Annotated in this window: 21 protein-coding genes; 2 read left to right on the top strand and 19 right to left on the bottom strand. The window is 70.2% G+C overall.

Annotated elements, in window-relative coordinates:
* Window positions 1–18: 18 nt before the first annotated feature.
* From ACZ5ON_RS07225 to glmS, 3 genes are all read right to left on the bottom strand, one after another.
* Entirely contained in the window at window positions 19–1,581 is a 1,563-nt protein-coding gene (locus ACZ5ON_RS07225; protein ID WP_465586583.1) for an NAD(P)H-hydrate dehydratase, read from the bottom strand.
* Between the two features lie 16 nt (window positions 1,582–1,597).
* Complete coding sequence (locus tag ACZ5ON_RS07220) at window positions 1,598–1,966, bottom strand: holo-ACP synthase (protein ID WP_465586580.1); 369 nt, start codon at window positions 1,964–1,966, stop codon at window positions 1,598–1,600.
* A gap of 251 nt (window positions 1,967–2,217) precedes the next feature.
* Window positions 2,218–4,074 (bottom strand): glutamine--fructose-6-phosphate transaminase (isomerizing), encoded by a 1,857-nt coding sequence (gene glmS, locus ACZ5ON_RS07215; protein ID WP_465586576.1) that lies wholly within the window; start codon window positions 4,072–4,074, stop codon window positions 2,218–2,220.
* 100 nt (window positions 4,075–4,174) lie between these two features.
* Between glmS and coaA the strand changes: the two genes are divergently transcribed.
* Window positions 4,175–5,164 (top strand): type I pantothenate kinase, encoded by a 990-nt coding sequence (gene coaA, locus ACZ5ON_RS07210; RefSeq protein ID WP_465586573.1) that lies wholly within the window; start codon window positions 4,175–4,177, stop codon window positions 5,162–5,164.
* A gap of 72 nt (window positions 5,165–5,236) precedes the next feature.
* Here coaA and glmM read toward each other — a convergent pair whose 3' ends face one another.
* The 4 genes from glmM to ACZ5ON_RS07190 form a co-directional block, all read right to left on the bottom strand.
* Window positions 5,237–6,601 carry a phosphoglucosamine mutase gene (gene glmM / locus ACZ5ON_RS07205; protein ID WP_465586570.1) on the bottom strand — a complete coding sequence of 455 codons (1,365 nt, stop codon included), beginning with the start codon at window positions 6,599–6,601 and terminating at the stop codon, window positions 5,237–5,239.
* Window positions 6,602–6,777: 176 nt separating this feature from the next.
* Entirely contained in the window at window positions 6,778–7,281 is a 504-nt protein-coding gene (gene rpsI / locus ACZ5ON_RS07200) for a 30S ribosomal protein S9 (RefSeq protein ID WP_344634796.1), read from the bottom strand.
* 48 nt (window positions 7,282–7,329) lie between these two features.
* Window positions 7,330–7,773, bottom strand: coding sequence for a 50S ribosomal protein L13 (gene rplM / locus ACZ5ON_RS07195; RefSeq protein ID WP_344634797.1), 444 nt, complete (start codon window positions 7,771–7,773; stop codon window positions 7,330–7,332).
* A gap of 205 nt (window positions 7,774–7,978) precedes the next feature.
* Complete coding sequence (locus tag ACZ5ON_RS07190) at window positions 7,979–9,637, bottom strand: ABC-F family ATP-binding cassette domain-containing protein (RefSeq protein ID WP_465586564.1); 1,659 nt, start codon at window positions 9,635–9,637, stop codon at window positions 7,979–7,981.
* 105 nt (window positions 9,638–9,742) lie between these two features.
* Here ACZ5ON_RS07190 and ACZ5ON_RS07185 point away from each other — a divergent pair, with 105 nt between their 5' ends.
* A complete protein-coding gene (locus ACZ5ON_RS07185; protein WP_465586559.1) occupies window positions 9,743–10,894 on the top strand; it encodes a hypothetical protein in 1,152 nt (383 codons plus the stop codon).
* Between the two features lie 73 nt (window positions 10,895–10,967).
* Here ACZ5ON_RS07185 and truA read toward each other — a convergent pair whose 3' ends face one another.
* From truA to rplO, 12 genes are all read right to left on the bottom strand, one after another.
* Window positions 10,968–11,873 (bottom strand): tRNA pseudouridine(38-40) synthase TruA, encoded by a 906-nt coding sequence (gene truA, locus ACZ5ON_RS07180; RefSeq protein ID WP_465587147.1) that lies wholly within the window; start codon window positions 11,871–11,873, stop codon window positions 10,968–10,970.
* A gap of 85 nt (window positions 11,874–11,958) precedes the next feature.
* On the bottom strand, window positions 11,959–12,432 hold the full coding sequence (gene rplQ, locus ACZ5ON_RS07175) for a 50S ribosomal protein L17 (protein WP_465586554.1): 474 nt from the start codon (window positions 12,430–12,432) through the stop codon (window positions 11,959–11,961).
* A gap of 125 nt (window positions 12,433–12,557) precedes the next feature.
* Window positions 12,558–13,580 carry a DNA-directed RNA polymerase subunit alpha gene (locus ACZ5ON_RS07170; RefSeq protein WP_030263446.1) on the bottom strand — a complete coding sequence of 341 codons (1,023 nt, stop codon included), beginning with the start codon at window positions 13,578–13,580 and terminating at the stop codon, window positions 12,558–12,560.
* A gap of 121 nt (window positions 13,581–13,701) precedes the next feature.
* Window positions 13,702–14,109 (bottom strand): 30S ribosomal protein S11, encoded by a 408-nt coding sequence (rpsK, locus tag ACZ5ON_RS07165; RefSeq protein ID WP_014136257.1) that lies wholly within the window; start codon window positions 14,107–14,109, stop codon window positions 13,702–13,704.
* A gap of 72 nt (window positions 14,110–14,181) precedes the next feature.
* Window positions 14,182–14,562 (bottom strand): 30S ribosomal protein S13, encoded by a 381-nt coding sequence (gene rpsM / locus ACZ5ON_RS07160; RefSeq protein ID WP_344634802.1) that lies wholly within the window; start codon window positions 14,560–14,562, stop codon window positions 14,182–14,184.
* A 173-nt stretch (window positions 14,563–14,735) separates the two neighbouring features.
* Window positions 14,736–14,849 carry a 50S ribosomal protein L36 gene (gene rpmJ / locus ACZ5ON_RS07155; RefSeq protein WP_003956441.1) on the bottom strand — a complete coding sequence of 38 codons (114 nt, stop codon included), beginning with the start codon at window positions 14,847–14,849 and terminating at the stop codon, window positions 14,736–14,738.
* A 35-nt stretch (window positions 14,850–14,884) separates the two neighbouring features.
* The gene (infA, locus tag ACZ5ON_RS07150) at window positions 14,885–15,106 is read right to left on the bottom strand and encodes a translation initiation factor IF-1 (protein WP_003956442.1); all 222 of its coding nucleotides are present in this window, start codon (window positions 15,104–15,106) and stop codon (window positions 14,885–14,887) included.
* Between the two features lie 170 nt (window positions 15,107–15,276).
* Window positions 15,277–15,702 (bottom strand): large conductance mechanosensitive channel protein MscL, encoded by a 426-nt coding sequence (mscL, locus tag ACZ5ON_RS07145; RefSeq protein ID WP_465586545.1) that lies wholly within the window; start codon window positions 15,700–15,702, stop codon window positions 15,277–15,279.
* A 108-nt stretch (window positions 15,703–15,810) separates the two neighbouring features.
* Window positions 15,811–16,650, bottom strand: a complete 840-nt coding sequence (gene map / locus ACZ5ON_RS07140; RefSeq protein WP_465586542.1) for a type I methionyl aminopeptidase — start codon at window positions 16,648–16,650, stop codon at window positions 15,811–15,813.
* 133 nt (window positions 16,651–16,783) lie between these two features.
* Complete coding sequence (locus ACZ5ON_RS07135) at window positions 16,784–17,443, bottom strand: adenylate kinase (protein ID WP_465586539.1); 660 nt, start codon at window positions 17,441–17,443, stop codon at window positions 16,784–16,786.
* Window positions 17,443–18,750, bottom strand: coding sequence for a preprotein translocase subunit SecY (gene secY, locus ACZ5ON_RS07130; RefSeq protein ID WP_465586536.1), 1,308 nt, complete (start codon window positions 18,748–18,750; stop codon window positions 17,443–17,445). The genes ACZ5ON_RS07135 and secY overlap by 1 nt, the downstream gene beginning before the upstream one ends.
* 266 nt (window positions 18,751–19,016) lie before the next feature.
* On the bottom strand, window positions 19,017–19,469 hold the full coding sequence (gene rplO / locus ACZ5ON_RS07125; protein WP_465586533.1) for a 50S ribosomal protein L15: 453 nt from the start codon (window positions 19,467–19,469) through the stop codon (window positions 19,017–19,019).
* Window position 19,470 lies beyond the last annotated feature (1 nt).

The raw sequence follows: 19,470 nt of genomic DNA, 5'->3' as shown, positions 1-19,470 counted from the left end.
GCCCCCGGACGGCGCACCTTACGCGGTCCCCTCCGGCACGGCACCGCCGCCCCTCGCCGCGCGCCTGCCCGCGCCGCCGGGACGGTCAGTGGCGGACCGTACGGTCCGCCAGGCGGCCGGCAGCGCCGCGGCGACGTCCAGCGCGGTGACCGGGGCGCCGCCCCGGGCGGCCTCGCGACCTGCCAGGCCGTGCAGGTAGGCGGCGGCCGAGGCGGCGTCGAGCGGGCCGAGACCGGCGGCGAGGAGCGAGCCGGCCAGACCGGAGAGGACGTCGCCGCTGCCCGCCGTGGCCAGCCACGAGGTGCCGGTCGGGTTCACCCGGACGTCTCCACCGGGCGTGGCGATCACCGTCGTGGAGCCCTTGAGCAGCACCGTCGCCCCGTACGCCTCGGCCAGCCGCCGCACAGTGGCCAGCCGGGCCTCGGCCGGCTCCCTCGAGCCGCCGTCGCCGTCCCGCTGCCCCGCACCGGTCCCGGCAGGCTCGCCGGTGCCGTCTCCGGCGCCCAGCCCGGCCAGGAGGCGGGCGGCCTCACCGGTGTGCGGGGTGAGCACGGTGGGCGCGGTGCGTCCGGCCAGCGCGGTCGGGCCGAGGCGGGCCAGTTCGGTGAGGCCGTCGGCGTCGACCAGCACCGGGACCTGGCCCGCCAGGGCCTCCTGCAGGGCGCGGGCGGCGCCGTCCCCGGAGCCGGGCCCCACCACCCAGGCCTGCACCCGGCCGGCCCCGGCCGGGGACCCCTCGGTGACCAGGGTCTCGGGGAAGCGCCGGACCACCTCCTCGGCCGCCGTGCCCACGTACCGCACCGCCCCGGCCCCGCCCCGCAGCGCGCCCGCCACCGCCAGCAGCGCCGCCCCCGGGTACCGCGCCGACCCCGCCGCGACCCCGACCACGCCCCGCCGGTACTTGTCGCTCTCCGCCGACGGCACCGGGAGCAGTGCCGCCAGATCCGGGTGCTGCAGCACCGTCACCGCGGGCCGGGGCGGCTCCAGGCCGATGTCCACCAGCTGGAGCGCGCCCGCGTACGAGGCGCCGGGGTCGATCAGCAGCCCGGGCTTGTACGTGCCGAAGCAGACCGTCACGTCCGCCCGCAGCGCGACGCCCGCGACCTCGCCGGTGTCCGGGTCGACCCCGCTCGGTACGTCCACCGCGACGACCACGCCGCGCCGCTCGGCCCGGGCGAACGGCTGGGCCTCGGGCCGCAGCCCGCCCCGGGCGCCGATGCCGACGATCCCGTCGAGGACCAGGTCCGCCCGCTCGAAGGCGCCCAGGTCGGACGTCACGCGGCCGCCCGCCGCCCGCAGCGCGGCCAGGCCGCCCGCATGCGCCCTCTCGGGCGCGAGCAGGATCGCGCTGACCGCCGCGCCGCGGCCGGCCAGCCGGGCGGCCGCGTACAGGGCGTCACCGCCGTTGTCCCCGCTGCCCGCGAGCACCAGCACCCGGCTGCCGTACACCCGCCCGAGGAGCCGGGCGCAGGTCGCGGCCAATCCGGCGGCGGCCCGCTGCATCAGGGTGCCTCCGGGCAGCCGGGCCATCAGCTCGGCCTCCGCGGCGCGTACTTGTCCGACCGTGTGTGCGTGGCGCACGGCGCCCTCCCCGTACTCAGCCTTCGGCGATCACTACCGCCGACGCTACGCCCGCGTCATGGCTGAGCGACACGTGCCACGACGCCACACCCAGTTCCGCCGCCCGGGCCGCGACCGTACCGGTCACCCGCAGCACCGGCCGGCCGGAGGCCTCGGTGTGCACCTCGGCGTCGGTCCAGCGCAGTCCCGGCGGTGCGCCGAGTGCCTTGGCCAGCGCCTCCTTGGCGGCGAACCGCGCCGCCAGCGAGGCCGTCCCGCGCCGCTGCCCGGACGGCAGCCGCAGCTCAGCTGCGGTGAACAGGCGTTCGGCCAGGCCCGGTGTCCGGGCCAGCGAGGCCTCGAAGCGCTCGATCTCCGCGACGTCGATCCCGACTCCGATGATCATCTGTGCACCTCCCGGTGCGATCTGCCACATGGAACGCGGGCCACGGACAAGGACTGCAGTCACATCGGTACCAGGAGGAACACGGCGACGGCGAAGACCAAGGCCGGGTCACGTGGTTCGACGACGGTCCGGCTCCGTCACCCCACCGACGGCAGGGGCCCGTGGGCCGTCGACGTGGTCGCGCTCCGGAACGCGCGGCCCCCCCCCTCCCGGAGCGACGGGGGGGCCCGGGCCCATGGGGCGAGGACCGGTTACTCGACCGTGACCGACTTCGCCAGGTTGCGCGGCTGGTCCACCTCGTGGCCCTTGGCGGTCGCCAGCTCGCAGGCGAAAACCTGCAGCGGGACGGTCGACACCAGCGGCTGCAGCAGGGTCTGGGTGGCCGGGATGCGGATCAGGTGGTCGGCGTACGGGACGACGGCCTCGTCGCCCTCCTCGGCGATCACGATCGTGCGGGCACCACGGGCCCGGATCTCCTGGATGTTGGAGACGATCTTGTCGTGCAGGACCGAGCGGCCGCGCGGGGACGGCACGACCACGACGACCGGCAGGCCCTCCTCGATCAGCGCGATCGGGCCGTGCTTGAGCTCGCCCGCGGCGAAGCCCTCGGCGTGCATGTACGCCAGCTCCTTGAGCTTGAGCGCACCCTCCAGGGCCACCGGGAAGCCGACGTGGCGGCCGAGGAACAGCACCGAGCGGGCGTCGGCCAGCGAGCGGGCCAGCTCGCGCACCGGCTCCATGGTCTCCAGCACCTGCTCCACCTGCTTCGGCGCGTCGCCGAGCTCGCGGATGATGTCGAAGATCTCGTCGCCCCACTTGGTGCCGCGGACCTGACCGAGGTACAGCGCGACCAGGTAGCAGGCCACCAGCTGGGTCAGGAACGCCTTGGTGGACGCGACCGCGACCTCCGGGCCGGCGTGGGTGTACAGCACCGCGTCCGACTCGCGCGGGATGGTCGAGCCGTTGGTGTTGCAGATCGCCAGCACCTTGGCGCCCTGCTCGCGCGCGTGCCGCAGCGCCATCAGGGTGTCCATGGTCTCGCCGGACTGCGAGATGGCGATCACCAGGGTGCGGTCGTCCATGATCGGGTCGCGGTAGCGGAACTCCGAGGCGACCTCGACCTCGCAGGGGATGCGGGTCCAGTGCTCGATCGCGTACTTGGCGATCATGCCCGCGTGGTACGCGGTGCCGCAGGCGACGATCACGACCTTGTCGACCTCGCGCAGCACCGAGTCGGAGATGCGCAGCTCGTCCAGGGTCAGCCGGCCGTCGGTGCCGATCCGGCCGAGCAGGGTGTCGGCGACGGCCTTCGGCTGCTCGGCGATCTCCTTGAGCATGAAGTAGTCGTAGCCGCCCTTCTCGGCGGCGGAGGCGTCCCAGTCGACGTGGTACTCGCGCACCTCGGCCGGGGTGCCGTCGAAGTTGGTGATCGTGACACCCTCGCGGCGCAGCTCGACGACCTGGTCCTGGCCCAGCTCGATCGCCTCGCGGGTGTGCGCGATGAAGGCGGCGACGTCGGAGGCGAGGAAGTTCTCGCCCTCGCCGCGGCCGACCACCAGCGGCGAGTTGCGGCGGGCGCCGACCACCACGTCCGGGGCGTCCGCGTGCACCGCGACCAGGGTGAACGCGCCGTCCAGCTGGCGGCAGACCGCCCGCATGGCCTCGGCCAGGTCACCGTCGTACGCCTCGGCCAGCAGGTGGGCGACCACCTCGGTGTCGGTCTCCGAGCGCAGGGTGTGGCCGCGCTCGGCGATCTCCGCACGCAGCTGGGCGAAGTTCTCGATGATGCCGTTGTGGACGACGGCGACCTTGCGGTCGTCGTCCAGGTGAGGGTGGGCGTTGGCATCGGTCGGACCGCCGTGGGTGGCCCAGCGGGTGTGGCCGATACCGGTCGTGCCCGCGGGCAGCGGCGTCTCGGCGAGGGACTTCTCCAGGTTGGCGAGCTTCCCGGCCCGCTTGTCGGTGGCGAGGCTCCACTGCCCGTCGGCGCCCCGGGTCTGCACGGCCACACCGGCGGAGTCGTACCCTCGGTACTCCAGCCGCTGCAGGCCTGCGATCACTACGTCGAGGGCCGTCTGAGAGCCCACATATCCAACAATTCCGCACATGTGAGCCAGCATAAGCGTGCCAGGACCCGCCTTGTTCCAGCCAACCGGCCACAGCCCGTGACCGACACCACACCACCCAGGTGGTCCACGACGGCTCACAATGGAGCATGTGCTGACCGAACTCTGTACCCGGGGCGCCTCCACGCCGTCCCCTTCCCCGTACGTGGATCTGGACCGGGCCGAGTGGAGCGCCCTGCGCGAGCGCACGCCGCTGCCGCTGACCGCCGACGAGGTCGAACAGCTCCGGGGTCTCGGCACAGCACTCGACCTGGACGAGGTCAGGGACGTCTACCTGCCGCTCTCCCGGCTGCTCAACCTCTACATCCACGCCACCCACGAACTGCGCGGCACCCTGGGCACCTTCCTGGACACCCCGGACACCGAGCGCACCCGCACCCCCTTCGTGATCGGGGTGGCCGGCTCGGTCGCGGTCGGCAAGTCCACCACCGCCCGCCTGCTGCAGGCGCTGCTGGCCCGCTGGCCGGAACACCCCCGGGTCGAACTGGTCACCACCGACGGCTTCCTGCTCCCCAACGCCGAGCTGCGCCGCCGCGGTCTGATGGCCCGCAAGGGCTTCCCCGAGTCGTACGACCGCCGGGCGCTGATGCGTTTCGTGGCCGACGTGAAGGCGGGCAAGGAACGGGTCTCCGCGCCGGTGTACTCGCACCTGGTGTACGACATCGTGCCGGACGAGAAGCTCACCGTGGAGCGCCCGGACATCCTGATCGTCGAGGGCCTGAACGTGCTCCAGCCCGCCCTGCCGGGCACCGACGGCCGCACCCGCCTGGCGGTGGCCGACTACTTCGACTTCTCGATCTACGTGGACGCCCGCACCGACGACATCGAGACCTGGTACCTGGACCGCTTCAAGAAGCTGCGCGAGACCGCCTTCCAGGACCCCAACTCCTACTTCCGGCGCTTCACCGAAGTGCCGGAGGAGGAGGCGATGGAGTACGGCCGGCAGGTCTGGCGCACCATCAACAAGCCGAACCTGCTGGAGAACGTACTGCCCACCCGCGGCCGGGCCACCCTGGTGCTGCAGAAGGGCCCGGACCACAAGGTCCGCCGCGCACTGCTGCGCAAGCTCTGACGCACGCTCAGCAGCCCCCGGCCCAGTGGGCCGCGGGCTGCTGAGCGCTTGTCAGCGGGCGCTGGCGCCGGATCAGCCCAGGTGGGTGCGGACGGCCTCGGCCAGCCGCTCGGCGACCGCCTTGGCCTGCGCCGGGTCGGCCGCCTCGACCATCACCCGGACCAGCGGCTCGGTGCCCGAGGGGCGCAGCAGCACCCGGCCGCTGTCGCCGAGTTCGGCCTCCGCCTCCTTGACCGCCTGGGCGAGGTCCTCCGAGGTCTTCACCCGGGTCCGGTCCACGCCCTTGACGTTGATCAGGACCTGCGGCAGCCGGGTCATCACGGCGGCCAGGTCGGCCAGCGACTTCTTGGTGGCGGCCAGGCGGGCGCCCAGCATCAGGCCGGTCAGGGTGCCGTCACCGGTGGTGGCGTGGTCCAGCAGGATGACGTGGCCGGACTGCTCGCCTCCCAGCGCGTAGCCCTCGGCCTTCATCGCCTCCAGCACGTACCGGTCGCCGACCGCGGTCTCGGCCAGGTCGATGCCCTCGCGCTGCATCGCCTGCTTGAAGCCCAGGTTGGACATCACGGTGGCGACGGCGGTGTTGCGGCGCAGCGTACCGGCCTCCTTCATGGCCAGCGCGAGGATGGCGATGATCTGGTCGCCGTCGACCTCGTTGCCGTCGGAGTCGGCGGCCAGGCAGCGGTCGGCGTCGCCGTCCAGGGCGATACCGAGGTCGGCCCGGTGCTCCTTCATCGCGGCGCGCAGCTTGTCCAGGTGCGTGGAGCCGACGCCGTCGTTGATGTTGAGGCCGGTCGGCTCGGTGCCCAGGGTGTGCACGACCTCGGCGCCCGCGCGGGCGAAGGCCTCGGGGGCGACCCGGGCGGCCGCGCCGTGGGCACCGTCGATGACGACCCTGATCCCGTCAAGCCGGTTGGGCAGCACGCCGATCAGGTGGGCGACGTACCGGTCGAAGCCCTCGTTGTACGAGCGGACCCGGCCGACGGCCTCGCCCGTGGGGCGGGTCCAGTTCTCGTCGCCGACGCCGTAACGGGCGTAGTGCGCCTCGATGGCGTCCTCGATGGCGTCGTCCAGCTTGTGGCCGCCGCGGGCGAGGAACTTGATGCCGTTGTCGGGCATCGCGTTGTGGCTGGCGGAGAGCATCACGCCGAAGTCGGCGCCGAGCGCGCCGGTCAGGTAGGCCACGGCGGGCGTCGGCAGCACGCCGACCCGCAGCACGTCCACACCGGCGCTGGCCAGGCCGGCGATCACCGCGGCCTCCAGGAACTCACCGGACGCGCGCGGGTCGCGGCCCACCACCGCGACCGGGCGATGCCCCTCAAAAGCCCCCGCGTCGCCGAGCACGTGCGCCGCGGCCACCGACAGGCCGAGCGCCAGTTCGGCGGTCAGGCCCTCGTTGGCCACACCGCGCACACCATCCGTACCGAAGAGTCGTCCCACGTTCCTGGTCCTCCGTCGCCAAAGTCACTGGCCAATTTCTCGCGGCTCCCCAGCCTCCGCACAGGCGTGAAGGGGAGAAAAGCACGACGCCCCGGAGCACACGGGGTGCTCCAGGGCGTACGACTGCACCCAAGGGTGCGAACCATCGCAGATGGTACGCCCCCCGGCGGAGGTGCTTAGCGCTTGCTGTACTGCGGCGCCTTGCGGGCCTTCTTCAGACCGGCCTTCTTGCGCTCGACGGCGCGGGCGTCGCGGGTCAGGAAGCCGGCCTTCTTCAGCGGACCACGGTTGTTGTCCACGTCGGCCTCGTTCAGGGCACGGGCGACGCCGAGGCGCAGCGCGTAGGCCTGACCGGAGACGCCACCACCCGAGATGCGGGCGACGACGTCGTAACGGCCATCCAGCTCAAGCAGCTTGAAGGGCTCGTTGACGGTCTGCTGGTGCACCTTGTTGGGGAAGTAGTTCTCCAGGGTGCGACCGTTGATCTTCCACTGGCCGGTGCCCGGGACGATGCGCACGCGGGCGATCGCCTCCTTGCGGCGGCCGAGGCCGGCGCCCGGGGTGGCCTCGCCGAAACGGCCGGCCAGCGACTCAGAGGTGTACTCGGTCTCCGAGGTGTACTCCTCGACGTTCTCGTCGAAGTCGACCTCGAGGGTGTTCTCGATGGCAGTCTCGGCCACGGTGTTCCTCAGCTCCTGCTATTCAGTGATGGGGTTGGGTGGCCGGAATTACTGCGCGACCTGGGTGATCTCGAACGGCACCGGCTGCTGGGCAGCGTGCGGGTGCATCGGGCCCGAGTAGACCTTGAGCTTCGAGAGCATCTGGCGGCCCAGGCTGTTCTTGGGGATCATGCCCTTGATGGCCTTCTCGACGGCCTTCTCCGGGTTCTTGTCCAGGAGGTCGTCGTAGCGGACCGAACGGAGACCGCCCGGGAAGCCGCTGTGGCGGTAGGCCAGCTTCTGGGTCTTCTTGTTACCCGACAGGTGCACCTTGTCCGCGTTGATGATGATGACGAAGTCACCAGTGTCAACGTGCGGCGCGTAGATCGCCTTGTGCTTGCCCCGGAGGAGGTTGGCGGCCTGGGAGGCCAGGCGGCCGAGCACGACGTCGGTCGCGTCGATGACGTGCCACTGACGCTGGACGTCGCCGGGCTTGGGGCTGTACGTACGCACGGTCGTAGCCTTCGCTTTTCAGTGAGTGGGTCCTGACAGGAGCACCCGGACGAAGAGATCAGCCTGGTCCCGCTTGGACGCAATCAAGGGGAGCCGCTGGTCGTCGGCCTGGTTGTCTCCGGCGTACCGACCTCTCACGTGAGATGGAGCGAGCCAATACGCACAACAAGAACCCACGATACCGCCATTGGCCCGCGAGCCAAAATCAGCGCTCGCGCGTCACCCGGGTCTCGTCCCAGACCGGCTCCGGCGACTCGTACACCCGGCCGTCCGACCCGAAGACCAGGAAGCGGTCGAAGGTGCGGGCGAACCAGCGGTCGTGGGTGACGCAGAGCACCGTGCCGTCGAAGGCCTCCAGGCCCTCCTGCAGCGCCTCGGCGCTCTCCAGGTCGAGGTTGTCGGTCGGCTCGTCCAGCAGCAGGGCCGTCACACCGGACAGCTCCAGCTTGAGGATCATCAGCCTGGCCTGCTGGCCGCCGGAGAGCGACTCGAACTTCTGCTCCTCCTGGCGGTCCAGCTCGTAGCGGCGCAGCGCGCTCATCGCCGCCTTGCGGTCCAGCGCGTGCTCCTCCTCGATGATCGAGCGGACGGTGCGACCGAACAACTCCGGGTGGGCATGGGTCTGCCGGAAGTGACCGGGCACCACGCGGGCGCCGAGCTTCCAGCTGCCGGTGTGCGCCACCGACTCGTCGCCGGCCAGCAGGCGCAGGAAGTGCGACTTGCCCGAGCCGTTGGAGCCCAGCACCGCGACCCGCTCGCCGTAGTAGACCTCCAGGTCGAACGGCCGCATGAGGCCGGCGAGTTCGAGCTTCTCCAGGGTGACCGCGCGCACGCCCGTCCGACCGCCCTTGAGCCGCATGCTGATCTTCTGCTCGCGCGGCGGTGCCTCCGGGCGGCCCGCCTCCTCGAACTTCTTCAGCCTGGTCTGCGCGGCGGCGTACCGGGAGGCCATGTCATGGCTGACCGCGGCCGCCTGGCGCAGGGTGACCACCAGCTTCTTCAGCTTGGCGTGCTCCTCGTCCCAGCGCCGGCCGAGCTCCTCGATCCGCTCGAAGCGCTCCTTGCGGGCCTCGTGGAAGGAGTCGAAGCCGGACCCGTGAACCCAGACGCTGCTGCCCGCCGCACCCGCCTCGACGCTGACGATCTTGTCGGCGCTGCGCGAGAGCAGCTCGCGGTCGTGCGAGATGAACAGGACGGTCTTCGGGGTGGCCTTGAGCGCCTCCTCCAGCCAGCGCTTGCCCGGCACGTCCAGGTAGTTGTCCGGCTCGTCCAGCAGCAGCACCTCCTCGGGGCCGCGCAGCAGCGCCTCCAGGACCAGCCGCTTCTGCTCGCCGCCCGAGAGGGTGTTCAGACCGCGCCACTGGGCCTTGTCGAAGGGCATGCCGAGGGCCGCCATGGTGCAGACGTCCCAGTCGGTCTCGTAGTCGTAGCCGCCGACGTCCGCCCAGTCGGAGAGCGCCTGGGCGTAGGCCATCTGGGTCTTCTCGTCGTCCTGGGCCATCATCGCCAGCTCGGCGGCGTCCACGGCGCGGGCGGCGGTGGCGATCCGCCCGGGGGCGACGGACACCAGCAGGTCGCGCACGGAGGCGTCCGGGGGAAGCGCACCGGGCGTCGCCCGCTGGTCCTCGCGGCCGGTGGTCCCGATGAACTGGCGCATCACACCGAGGCCGCCGCTGACCGTGACCGAACCGCCGTGCGGCTGGATGTCCCCGGCGATCATGCGCAGCAGGGTGGTCTTGCCGGCGCCGTTCGCGCCCACCAGCGCGACGTTGGCCCCCTCCCCCACCCGGAAGGACGCGTCGTCGAACAGCACCCGCCCGTCCGGCAGGTAGTACTCAAGGTGCGAAATCTCGACGTGTCCCATAGGTCGGATTTTGCTATGCCACCCCGCCCCCACCCAAACGGATTTCGGTACCGATTCGGCACGCCCTCCGGGCGGCGACGGTGCCATGCCCTAAAATTCGCCCTTATGAGCGATGGGGCGGGAACCACAGCAGGACCGGGCGGGCAGTCGGGCGAACAGCAGCCGCCGAACCCTGCCGTGCCCGGGCAGGCGGCACCGCCGGCCTCGCCGTTCCCCGCCCATGTGCAGCCCCAGCAACAGCCGGCCGGGCAGCAGCCGGCGCCTCCGCAGCAGCCCGGCGGCTTCCCGCCGCAGGCCGCCCAGCAGCCGCCCGGCTACGGCTACCCCTCGGGGCAGCCCAGCTACGGCTACCCGCCCCAGGGCGGCGGCTACGGCTACCCCCCGCAGGGCGGTTACGGCTACCCCCCGCTCGCGCAACCGGGCGAGCCGGACTGGGCGGAGCTGGCCGAGCAGAACGAGACGGCCACCCGCCGCCGCAAGCGGCTGCTGATGATCAGCGGTGGCGTGCTGGCGGCCGCCGCGGTGGTCGGCATCGTGGTCACCACCCTGCTCATCTCCGGCAAGGACAAGAACGACAAGCCGGTCGCCGGCCCGACCGCCAGCACGAGCGCGACCGCCGCCCCCGACGACGACGCGCCGGGCCCCGCGCCGACCTCGCCCGAGGGCTTCCTGAACCGGCTCAAGACCGACAAGGCGCCGCTGACCCCGCAGACCCTGTTCGCCGACACCAAGGTCAGCGAGGGCAACCGCCAGTACGCCCTGGTCGCGACCGACGTCACCACCACGGCCAACGACTGCTCCGCCGGCCTCGACCCCGACCTCGCCAAGATCGCGAAGGTCTTCGGCTGCCTGCACGTCTTCCGGGCCACCTACCTCAACGGCGCGACCGCCGTGACACTGGCCATCGCCGACTTCCCGGACAGCGACAGCGCCGACAAGACCGCCAAGGCCGCCGCCTCGATGACGGTCGACGCGCTGGTGGACGGCGGGAACGCCCCGAAGTTCTGCCAGGGCGACACCGCCTGCCGCAGCAGCCGGACGTCCGTCGGCCGCTACTACATCGGCACGGTGGCCGGCCGGGCGGACGGCAAGTCGGCCACCGCCGCCGACAAGCTCGTCCCGGTGGCCGCCCGCGACCTGGCCAACTACGGGTCCAAGGTCCTCATCGCCCGCGGCAAGGCCGCGATGGCCGCAGCCGGCGGCGGCCAGGCTCCCGCGGCCGGCTCCCCGTCGCCGACGGCCTCGCCGACCGGCTGAGACAGCAGACGCCCGAGGGGTGAGGGGCCCGCGCGGGCGGAGCTCTCCTCACCCCGGGCCGGTGCACCGCCGGTCAGGCGCCGGCCGGCGTCCCCGGCAGGGTCCGCATCCGGCGGGCGGCCCGGTTGCGTTCGGCCAGCTGGTCGTCGGCGGGGTAGCCCACCTCCTCCAGGGTCAGCCCGTACGGCCGGACCACGTTCACGGCGCTGTTGCGCACCCGGCCCGCCAGCACCTCGCCGGGGAACTCCACCGGCCGGTGCCCGTCGCCGACCAGCAGCATCGCGCCGACCAGCGACCGCACCATGTTGTGGCAGAACGCGTCCGCCCGCACCGTGGCCACCGCCAGCGACCCCTCCTGCGCCGCGTAGGTGTCCACCGGCACCCGGTCCCAGTGCAGTTCGAGCAGCGTGCGGATCGTGGTCGCGCCCTCGCGCTTCTTGCAGTACGCCGCGAAGTCGTGCTCGCCGAGCAGCAGCCTCGCCGCCTCGTTCATCTTCTCGATGTCCAACGGCCGGTCGTGCCAGAGCACATGGCCGCGCAGCAGCGGATCCACCCCGCCCGGGTGGTCGGCGACCCGGTAGGCGTACCGCCGCCAGACCGCGGCGAACCGGGCGTCGAAGCCGCGCGGCGCCTCGCTCACCCGGTAGATCCGGATGTCCCCGGGCAGCCGCCCGGCCAGCCTGCGGAGCAGCTTCTCCCCGTGTTCGGCCCACAGCTCCACCGGCAGGTCGACGTGCGCCACCTGCCCGCGGGCGTGCACCCCGGCGTCGGTCCGCCCGGCCACCGTCAGCGGGTACGGCTCCTGGCTCCGGGTGACGACCTGCAGCGCGCTCTCGATCTCCTCCTGCACGGTGCGGCGCCCCCGCTGCCGTGCCCAGCCGGAGAACTCCGCCCCCTGGTACGCCAGATCGAGCCTGATCCGCACGCGCCCCTCGGCCGGACCGTCCTGCTGCGGCGCCGTCTGCTCGCAATCCTTCAGCACTGCTGCTCTCTCCAGATCAGAAAAGGAACGGGCCCGCTCCCCCATTCCTGGGAAAGCGGGCCCGTCACAACACCGGAAGGTGTCAGGCGTTCTCGCCCTCGGCAGCCTCGGTGGTCTCGGCGGCCACGACCTCGTCGGCCTCCTTGACGGCACGCTTGGTGGCGGCCTCGGCCTCGCCGACAGCGGTCTGCGCGACGGTCAGCGCCTCGACCAGCTCGATCACGGCCATCGGGGCGTTGTCGCCACGACGGGGACCGATCTTGGTGATGCGGGTGTAGCCACCCGGGCGGTTCTCGTAGCGCGGCGCGATCTCGGTGAAGAGGGTGTGCAGCACGGCGACGTCGGTGATGGTCTTGCGGACCAGACGACGGTTGTGCAGGTCACCCTTCTTGGCCTTGGTGATCAGCTTCTCCGCCAGCGGGCGCAGGCGACGGGCCTTGGCCTCGGTGGTGGTGATGCGGCCGTACTGGAACAGCTCACGGGCCAGACCGGCGAGCAGCAGCGGCTCGTGGTGCGGGCCGCCGCCGAGGCGGGCACCCTTGGTGGGACGCGGCATGGAATTTCTCCTCGAATCTCCGACTGCGGCCGTACCAGGTACCGCAGCGGGCGTACGGGCACCGTGCCCGTACGACTTCCATGAAGCAGGGGCGACTCACGGGGAGCCGCCCCCACGACAAACTCTTAGTACTGCTCGGTCTCCGCGTAGCCCTGGTCGTCCAGGTCGTCGGCGCCGAAGGCGTCGGCGGCAGCGGTCGGGTCGAACCCGGGCGGGCTGTCCTTGAGGGCCAGGCCCATGCCGGCCAGCTTCGCCTTGACCTCGTCGATCGACTTCGCACCGAAGTTGCGGATGTCGAGCAGGTCGGCCTCGGAGCGGGCGACGAGCTCACCCACGGTGTGGATGCCCTCACGCTTGAGGCAGTTGTAGGAGCGGACGGTGAGCTCCAGCTCCTCGATCGGCAGCGCCAGGTCGGCGGCCAGGGCGGCGTCCGTCGGGGACGGGCCCATGTCGATGCCCTCGGCGTCGATGTTCAGCTCGCGGGCGAGACCGAACAGCTCGACCAGGGTCTTACCGGCCGAGGCCATGGCGTCACGCGGGCGCATGGCGGGCTTGGTCTCGACGTCGACGATCAGCTTGTCGAAGTCGGTCCGCTGCTCGACACGGGTGGCCTCGACCTTGTAGGTGACCTTCAGCACCGGGCTGTAGATCGAGTCGACCGGGATGCGGCCGATCTCCTGGCCGGAAGCCTTGTTCTGCACGGCGGAGACGTAGCCGCGACCGCGCTCGACGGTCAGCTCCATCTCCAGCTTGCCCTTGCCGTTCAGGGTGGCGAGGACCAGCTCGGGGTTGTGCACCTCGACACCGGCCGGCGGCGCGATGTCGGCGGCGGTGACCACACCCGGACCCTGCTTGCGCAGGTACATCACGACCGGCTCGTCGTGCTCCGAGGAGACGACCAGCTGCTTGATGTTGAGGATGAGGTCGGTGACGTCCTCCTTGACACCCGGCACGGTGGTGAACTCGTGCAGGACACCGTCGATCCGGATGCTGGTGACGGCGGCACCGGGGATCGAGGAGAGGAGCGTGCGGCGGAGCGAGTTGCCGAGGGTGTAGCCGAAGCCCGGCTCCAGCGGCTCGATCACGAACCGCGAGCGGAATTCGTCGACGACCTCTTCGGTCAGCGAGGGACGCTGAGCGATCAGCATGAGAGGTGTTCCTCCAGTTGTCTTCGGCACCCACTATTTGATGCCGACAGGACCAAGAGTACGGGGTCCTGCGCGAGACAGGACCCCGTACCGGGTTCAGCGCGTGCCCGAAGGCGCTGCGTCAGACGCGGCGGCGCTTCGGCGGACGGCAGCCGTTGTGCGGGGTGGGGGTGACGTCCTGGATGGAGCCGACCTCCAGGCCGGTGGCCTGGAGCGAACGGATCGCGGTCTCGCGGCCGGAGCCCGGACCCTTGACGAAGACGTCAACCTTGCGCATGCCGTGCTCCTGCGCCCGACGGGCAGCGGCCTCGGCGGCCATCTGCGCGGCAAACGGGGTGGACTTGCGCGAGCCCTTGAAGCCGACGTGGCCGGCGGAGGCCCAGGAGATCACGTTGCCCGACGGGTCGGTGATCGAAACGATGGTGTTGTTGAACGTGCTCTTGATGTGCGCGTGGCCGTGAGCGACGTTCTTCTTTTCCTTGCGGCGGATCTTCTTCGCGCCGGCAGCCTGACGACCCTTGGGGGGCATAAGTCTGTTCTCCTACTGAGGTGGTCGGTCCGCTAACCCGCGGGCCGGAGGGATGTCCGGTTGACGGGCGGACTACTTCTTGCCCGGCTTCTTCTTGCCGGCAATCGCGCGACGCGGGCCCTTGCGGGTACGCGCGTTGGTGTGGGTGCGCTGACCGCGGACCGGCAGGCCGCGGCGGTGACGCAGACCCTCGTAGCAGCCGATCTCGACCTTGCGGCGGATGTCGGCGGCCACCGCACGGCGGAGGTCACCCTCGACCTCGAAGTTCGCGTCGATGAACTTCTGCAGCTTGACGAGGTCTTCCTCGGTGATGTCACGGACGCGGACGTCCGGGTTCACACCGGTCTCGACCAGCGTCTGCTGGGCGCGGGTGCGGCCGATGCCGTAGACGTAGGTGAGGGCGATCTCGATCCGCTTCTCGCGGGGGAGATCAACGCCGGAAAGGCGTGCCATTGATGGCTCCTGTGGTTCTTCAGAGGTCTGACGTGCCGCCTACTCCGACACCTCACGGTGAGGGAGCCCCGGCCTCTGACCGAGGGTGGCAGTCCAGCCTGCGACTGGATCGGACGGCCCGCTTATGACGTTTTCGCGTCGCGCGAAGTACTACGAGAAATGCTGGGGAGAGATCAGCCCTGGCGCTGCTTGTGGCGCAGGTTGTCGCAGATCACCATGACCCGACCGTGACGGCGGATCACCTTGCACTTGTCGCAGATCTTCTTGACGCTCGGCTTGACCTTCATGGTTCAGGTTCTCCGGGTCTAGATCTGACAGTTGCTTACTTGTACCGGTAGACGATCCGGCCGCGAGTCAGGTCGTAAGGGCTGAGCTCCACCACGACCCGGTCGTCCGGGAGGATGCGGATGTAGTGCATACGCATCTTGCCGCTGATGTGCGCGAGGACCTTGTGACCGTTCTGCAGCTCAACCTTGAACATGGCGTTCGGAAGAGACTCGATCACGGTGCCCTCGATCTCAATGGCGCCTTGCTTCTTTGCCATGAACTGCGAGATCCACCTTCCGGGGCCGACTACCGCATGCGGCACGCTCGTGCGAGCCTGGGTCCACCCCACCCCTGCCAGAGACTAGCCCTGAGGGAAGAGGGCGTGCCGAAGCACGCTACGAGTGAGCCGACGCACCATCGTAAACCAAGCACCGCACCAAGGCGAAATCAGCCCTGCCGGACGTAGGCCGGCGGCGCCACGGGCGCCGTACAGGCCGAGCAGCGGCGGGCCGCCTCGGGGATCTCGGTCAGGCACTCCGGGCAGGGACGCACGGCGGGCTTCGGCTTCTTGGGCAGGTAGCGGGCGGTCGCCTTGCTCACCGGGAGCACCACGAAGAAGTACAGCACCGCGGCCGTCATCAAGAAGGCGATCAGCACATTGAGGAACTGGCCGTACGGGAAGGTGACACCCGCCACGGTGAACCGGTAGCTGCTGAAGTCACCGGCCGCACCGACCACCACACCGACCAGCGGGGTGAGGAAGGCCGAGACGAAGCCGTTCACCACCGCGGTGAAGGCCGCACCGATCACGACACCGACCGCCATGTCGATCACGTTGCCGCGCATCATGAAGTCGCGGAAGCCCTTGAACACCGATCTCCCCTTCGTTCTGTTGTCCAGACCAAGCCTGGGAGCTTATCAGTGCCAAATAGGACAAAGGGCCCGGCGGTCGAAACCGCCGGGCCCTGACCGGGTCTCAGCTCAGCCGAGCGGGTCCGGAGCGGCGGTGACGCCGAGCTTCGCCAGGGCGGCCTTGCCGCCGTCGAAGGCGGTGAGGACCAGCGGCCCCTGCTCGGTGATCGCCACCGAGTGCTCCCAGTGCGCGGCCCAGGTGCCGTCGTTGGTGACGACCGTCCAGTCGTCCTCCAGCACCGAGGTGTGCGGGGTGCCGAGCGAGACCATCGGCTCGATCGCCAGCACCGTGCCCGGGACCAGCTTGACGCCCTTGCCCCGGCGGCCCTCGACGTAGTTCAGCACGTGCGGCTCCATGTGCATCGCGGAACCGATGCCGTGCCCGCCGTACCCCTCGGTGATGCCCCACTTGCCCTTCGGGGGCAGCGGCTGACGGCGGATGAAGCCCTCGATCGCCTTGGAGACGTCGACCAGGCGGTTGCCCTTCCTCATCTGGGCCACACCGGCCCACATCGAGCCCTCGGTGACCTGGCTGAGCATCGCGACCTCGGGACGGACCTCGCCGACCGGCACCGTGATCGCCGCGTCGCCGTGCCAGCCGTCCACGATCGCACCACAGTCGATCGAGATCAGGTCGCCCTCCATCAGCACCCGGTCACCGGGGATGCCGTGGACCACCTCGTCGTTGACCGAGGCGCAGATCACACCGGGGAACCAGAGACCGCCGTGGTGGGCGCGGAAGTTGGAGGTCGCACCGTGCGAGGTGATGACCTTGTCCGCGATGTCGTTGAGCTCGCCCGTGGTGATGCCGGGGGCGACCGCCTCCCGGCAGGCCTTGAGCGCCTCGGCGACGACCAGCCCGGCCGTCCGCATCTTCGCGATCTGCTCGGGGGTCTTGATCTCCACCATCTGGTCACGCCTTCCACTGTTCGTCGCGCGCCCGGTCCTTGCCGGGCGGCCGTGCACTCATACCACCGTACGACGCCGTACGGCCGCGGTTCCCCGCCAGGGGCTCCGCGGCCGTACGGACCGTTGCGAACGGTCAGCCGTTCTTCTTCTGCTCCAGGGCGGCGACCGCGCGCTCGGTCACCTCGTCGACCTTGCCCAGCGCCGAGATGGTCACCAGGAGGCCCTGGTCCGCGTAGTAGCCGATGATCGGCTCGGTCTTGGAGTGGTACTCCTCCAGGCGGACCCGGACGGCCTCCTCGGTGTCGTCCGAGCGCTGGTAGAGCTCGCCACCGCACTCGTCGCACACGCCCTCGACGGCCGGCGCGTTGTAGGCCACGTGGAACACGTGGGCGCCGTCCTTGCGGCACAGCCGGCGACCGGCGATCCGCTTGACGACCTCGTCCTCGGGGACCTCCAGGTCGAGCACGCCGTCCAGCCCGATGCCCTGCTCGGTCAGGAACTCGTCCAGCGCCTTGGCCTGGCCCAGGTTCCGCGGGAAGCCGTCCAGCAGGAAGCCGTCGGCGGCGTCCGGCTGCAGCATCCGGTCCTTGGCCATGCCGATGGTGACCTCGTCCGGCACGAGGCGGCCCTCGTCCATGTACGCCTTGGCCTCGAGCCCCAGCGGGGTGCCCTGGCTGATGTTGGCGCGGAACAGGTCACCAGTGGAGATGTGGGGGATGGACAGGGTCTTGGCGAGCACGTGCGCCTGAGTACCCTTCCCGGCCCCGGGAGGTCCGACGAGGACGATACGCATCAGCGGAGGAACCCTTCGTAATTACGCTGCTGGAGCTGGCTCTCGATCTGCTTGACAGTTTCGAGTCCGACGCCGACGACGATGAGGACGCTGGTGCCGCCGAACGGGAAGTTGGTCTGCTGTCCGAAGGCGACCAGGGCGATCATCGGGATCAACGCGATCAGGCCCAGGTAGAGCGCACCCGGCCACGTGATACGGGTCAGCACGTAGTTAAGGTACTCGGCCGTCGGACGGCCGGCCCGGATACCCGGGATGAACCCACCATACTTCTTCATGTTGTCGGCAACTTCTTCGGGGTTGAAGGAGATGGCGACGTAGAAGAAGGCGAAGAACACGATCAGTACGAAGTACGTGACCATGTAGATCGGGTGGTCACCCTTGACGAAGTTCGTCCGGATCCAGGTCGCCCAACTCGCCTGGCTGTTGGTCAGCTGGACCACCAGCGCCGGAATGTAGAGCAGCGACGAGGCGAAGATGACCGGGATGACACCAGCCTGGTTCACCTTCAACGGGATGTAGGTCGAGGTGCCGCCGAAAGCCCGGCGGCCGATCATGCGCTTGGCGTACTGAACCGGAATCCGGCGCTGGGCCTGCTCGACGAAGATCACCAGGACCACCACGACGATGCCCACGGCGATGACGCTGAAGAACTCGCCCCAGCCGCCGAACAGCTTGCCCGACTGCTTGATCGCCCACATCGAGCCCGGGAAACCGGCCGCGATGGAGGTGAAGATCAGGATGGACATGCCGTTGCCGATACCACGGTCGGTGATCAGCTCACCCAGCCACATGATCACGGTGGTGCCGGCGGCCATGGTGATGACCATGACGGCGATCCGGAAGACCGACTGGTCCGGCACGATCTGGTTGGCGAGCGGGCAGCCCGGGAAAAGCGCGCCGCTGGAGGCCGTCGCCACGATGCCGGTGCCCTGCAGCACGGCCAGCGCGATGGTCAGGTAGCGGGTGTACTGGGTGATCTTCGCGGTACCGGCCTGGCCCTCCTTCTTCAGCGCCTCGAGCCGCGGGATCACCACGGTGAGGAGCTGGAGGATGATGCTGGCCGTGATGTACGGCATGATGCCGAGCGCGAAGATCGTCAGCTGGAGCAGAGCTCCACCGCTGAAGAGGTTGACCAGGCCGAACAGACCCGAGGTGGTCTGCTTGTAGCACTGATTGACCGCGACGAAGTTGACGCCTGGTACGGGAATGTGTGCGCCCAGCCGGAACAGCACCATGATGCCCAGCGTGAACAGCAGCTTTTTGCGCAGGTCGGGCGTCTGGAACGCCCGCGCGAACGCACTGAGCACGGTGCCTCCTGCGCCTCCCGCGCGCTGTCGGCGGGAGGGTCGGTCCTGATTGGGGGAGATGAACAATCCCCTCGGCGGCTGGCGCAGGCAAACCTCGCTCCAGCGTACAAGGGAACTCCACGGACTCTACAGTGTGTGGCCACTCGGAAAAAGCAGATGCGGCCGCTCCCCTACTTATGGGGTACGGGATGCCCGGATTTGACACACAAAGAGAACGGGCCCGGCACCTCCCTTTCGGGAGGTACCGGGCCCGTGAGTCACCGCTCTCAGATGAGCTCGGTCACGGTGCCGCCCGCGGCGGCGATCTTCTCGGCGGCCGAGGCGGAGACGGCGTCGACCGTCACCTGCAGCGCCACGGAGACCTCGCCCTGGCCCAGGATCTTGACGAGCTCGTTCTTGCGAACGGCGCCCTTCTCGACCAGGCCGGCGATGGTGACCTCGCCACCCTGCGGGTAGAGCTCGGCCAGCTTGTCCAGGTTCACGACCTGGAACTGCTTGTGGGCCGGGTTCTTGAAGCCCTTCAGCTTCGGCAGGCGCATGTGGAGCGGCATCTGGCCACCCTCGAAGCGCTGCGGAACCTGGTAGCGGGCCTTGGTGCCCTTGGTACCACGACCGGCGGTCTTACCCTTGGAGCCCTCACCACGACCCACGCGGATCTTGTCGGTCTTGGCACCCGGGGCGGGACGCAGGTTGTGGATCTTGATCGGCTGGTCGGCCATG

This window comes from Kitasatospora sp. NPDC032150 (assembly GCF_055579945.1).
This window is presented reverse-complemented; position numbering and strand designations above follow the sequence as displayed.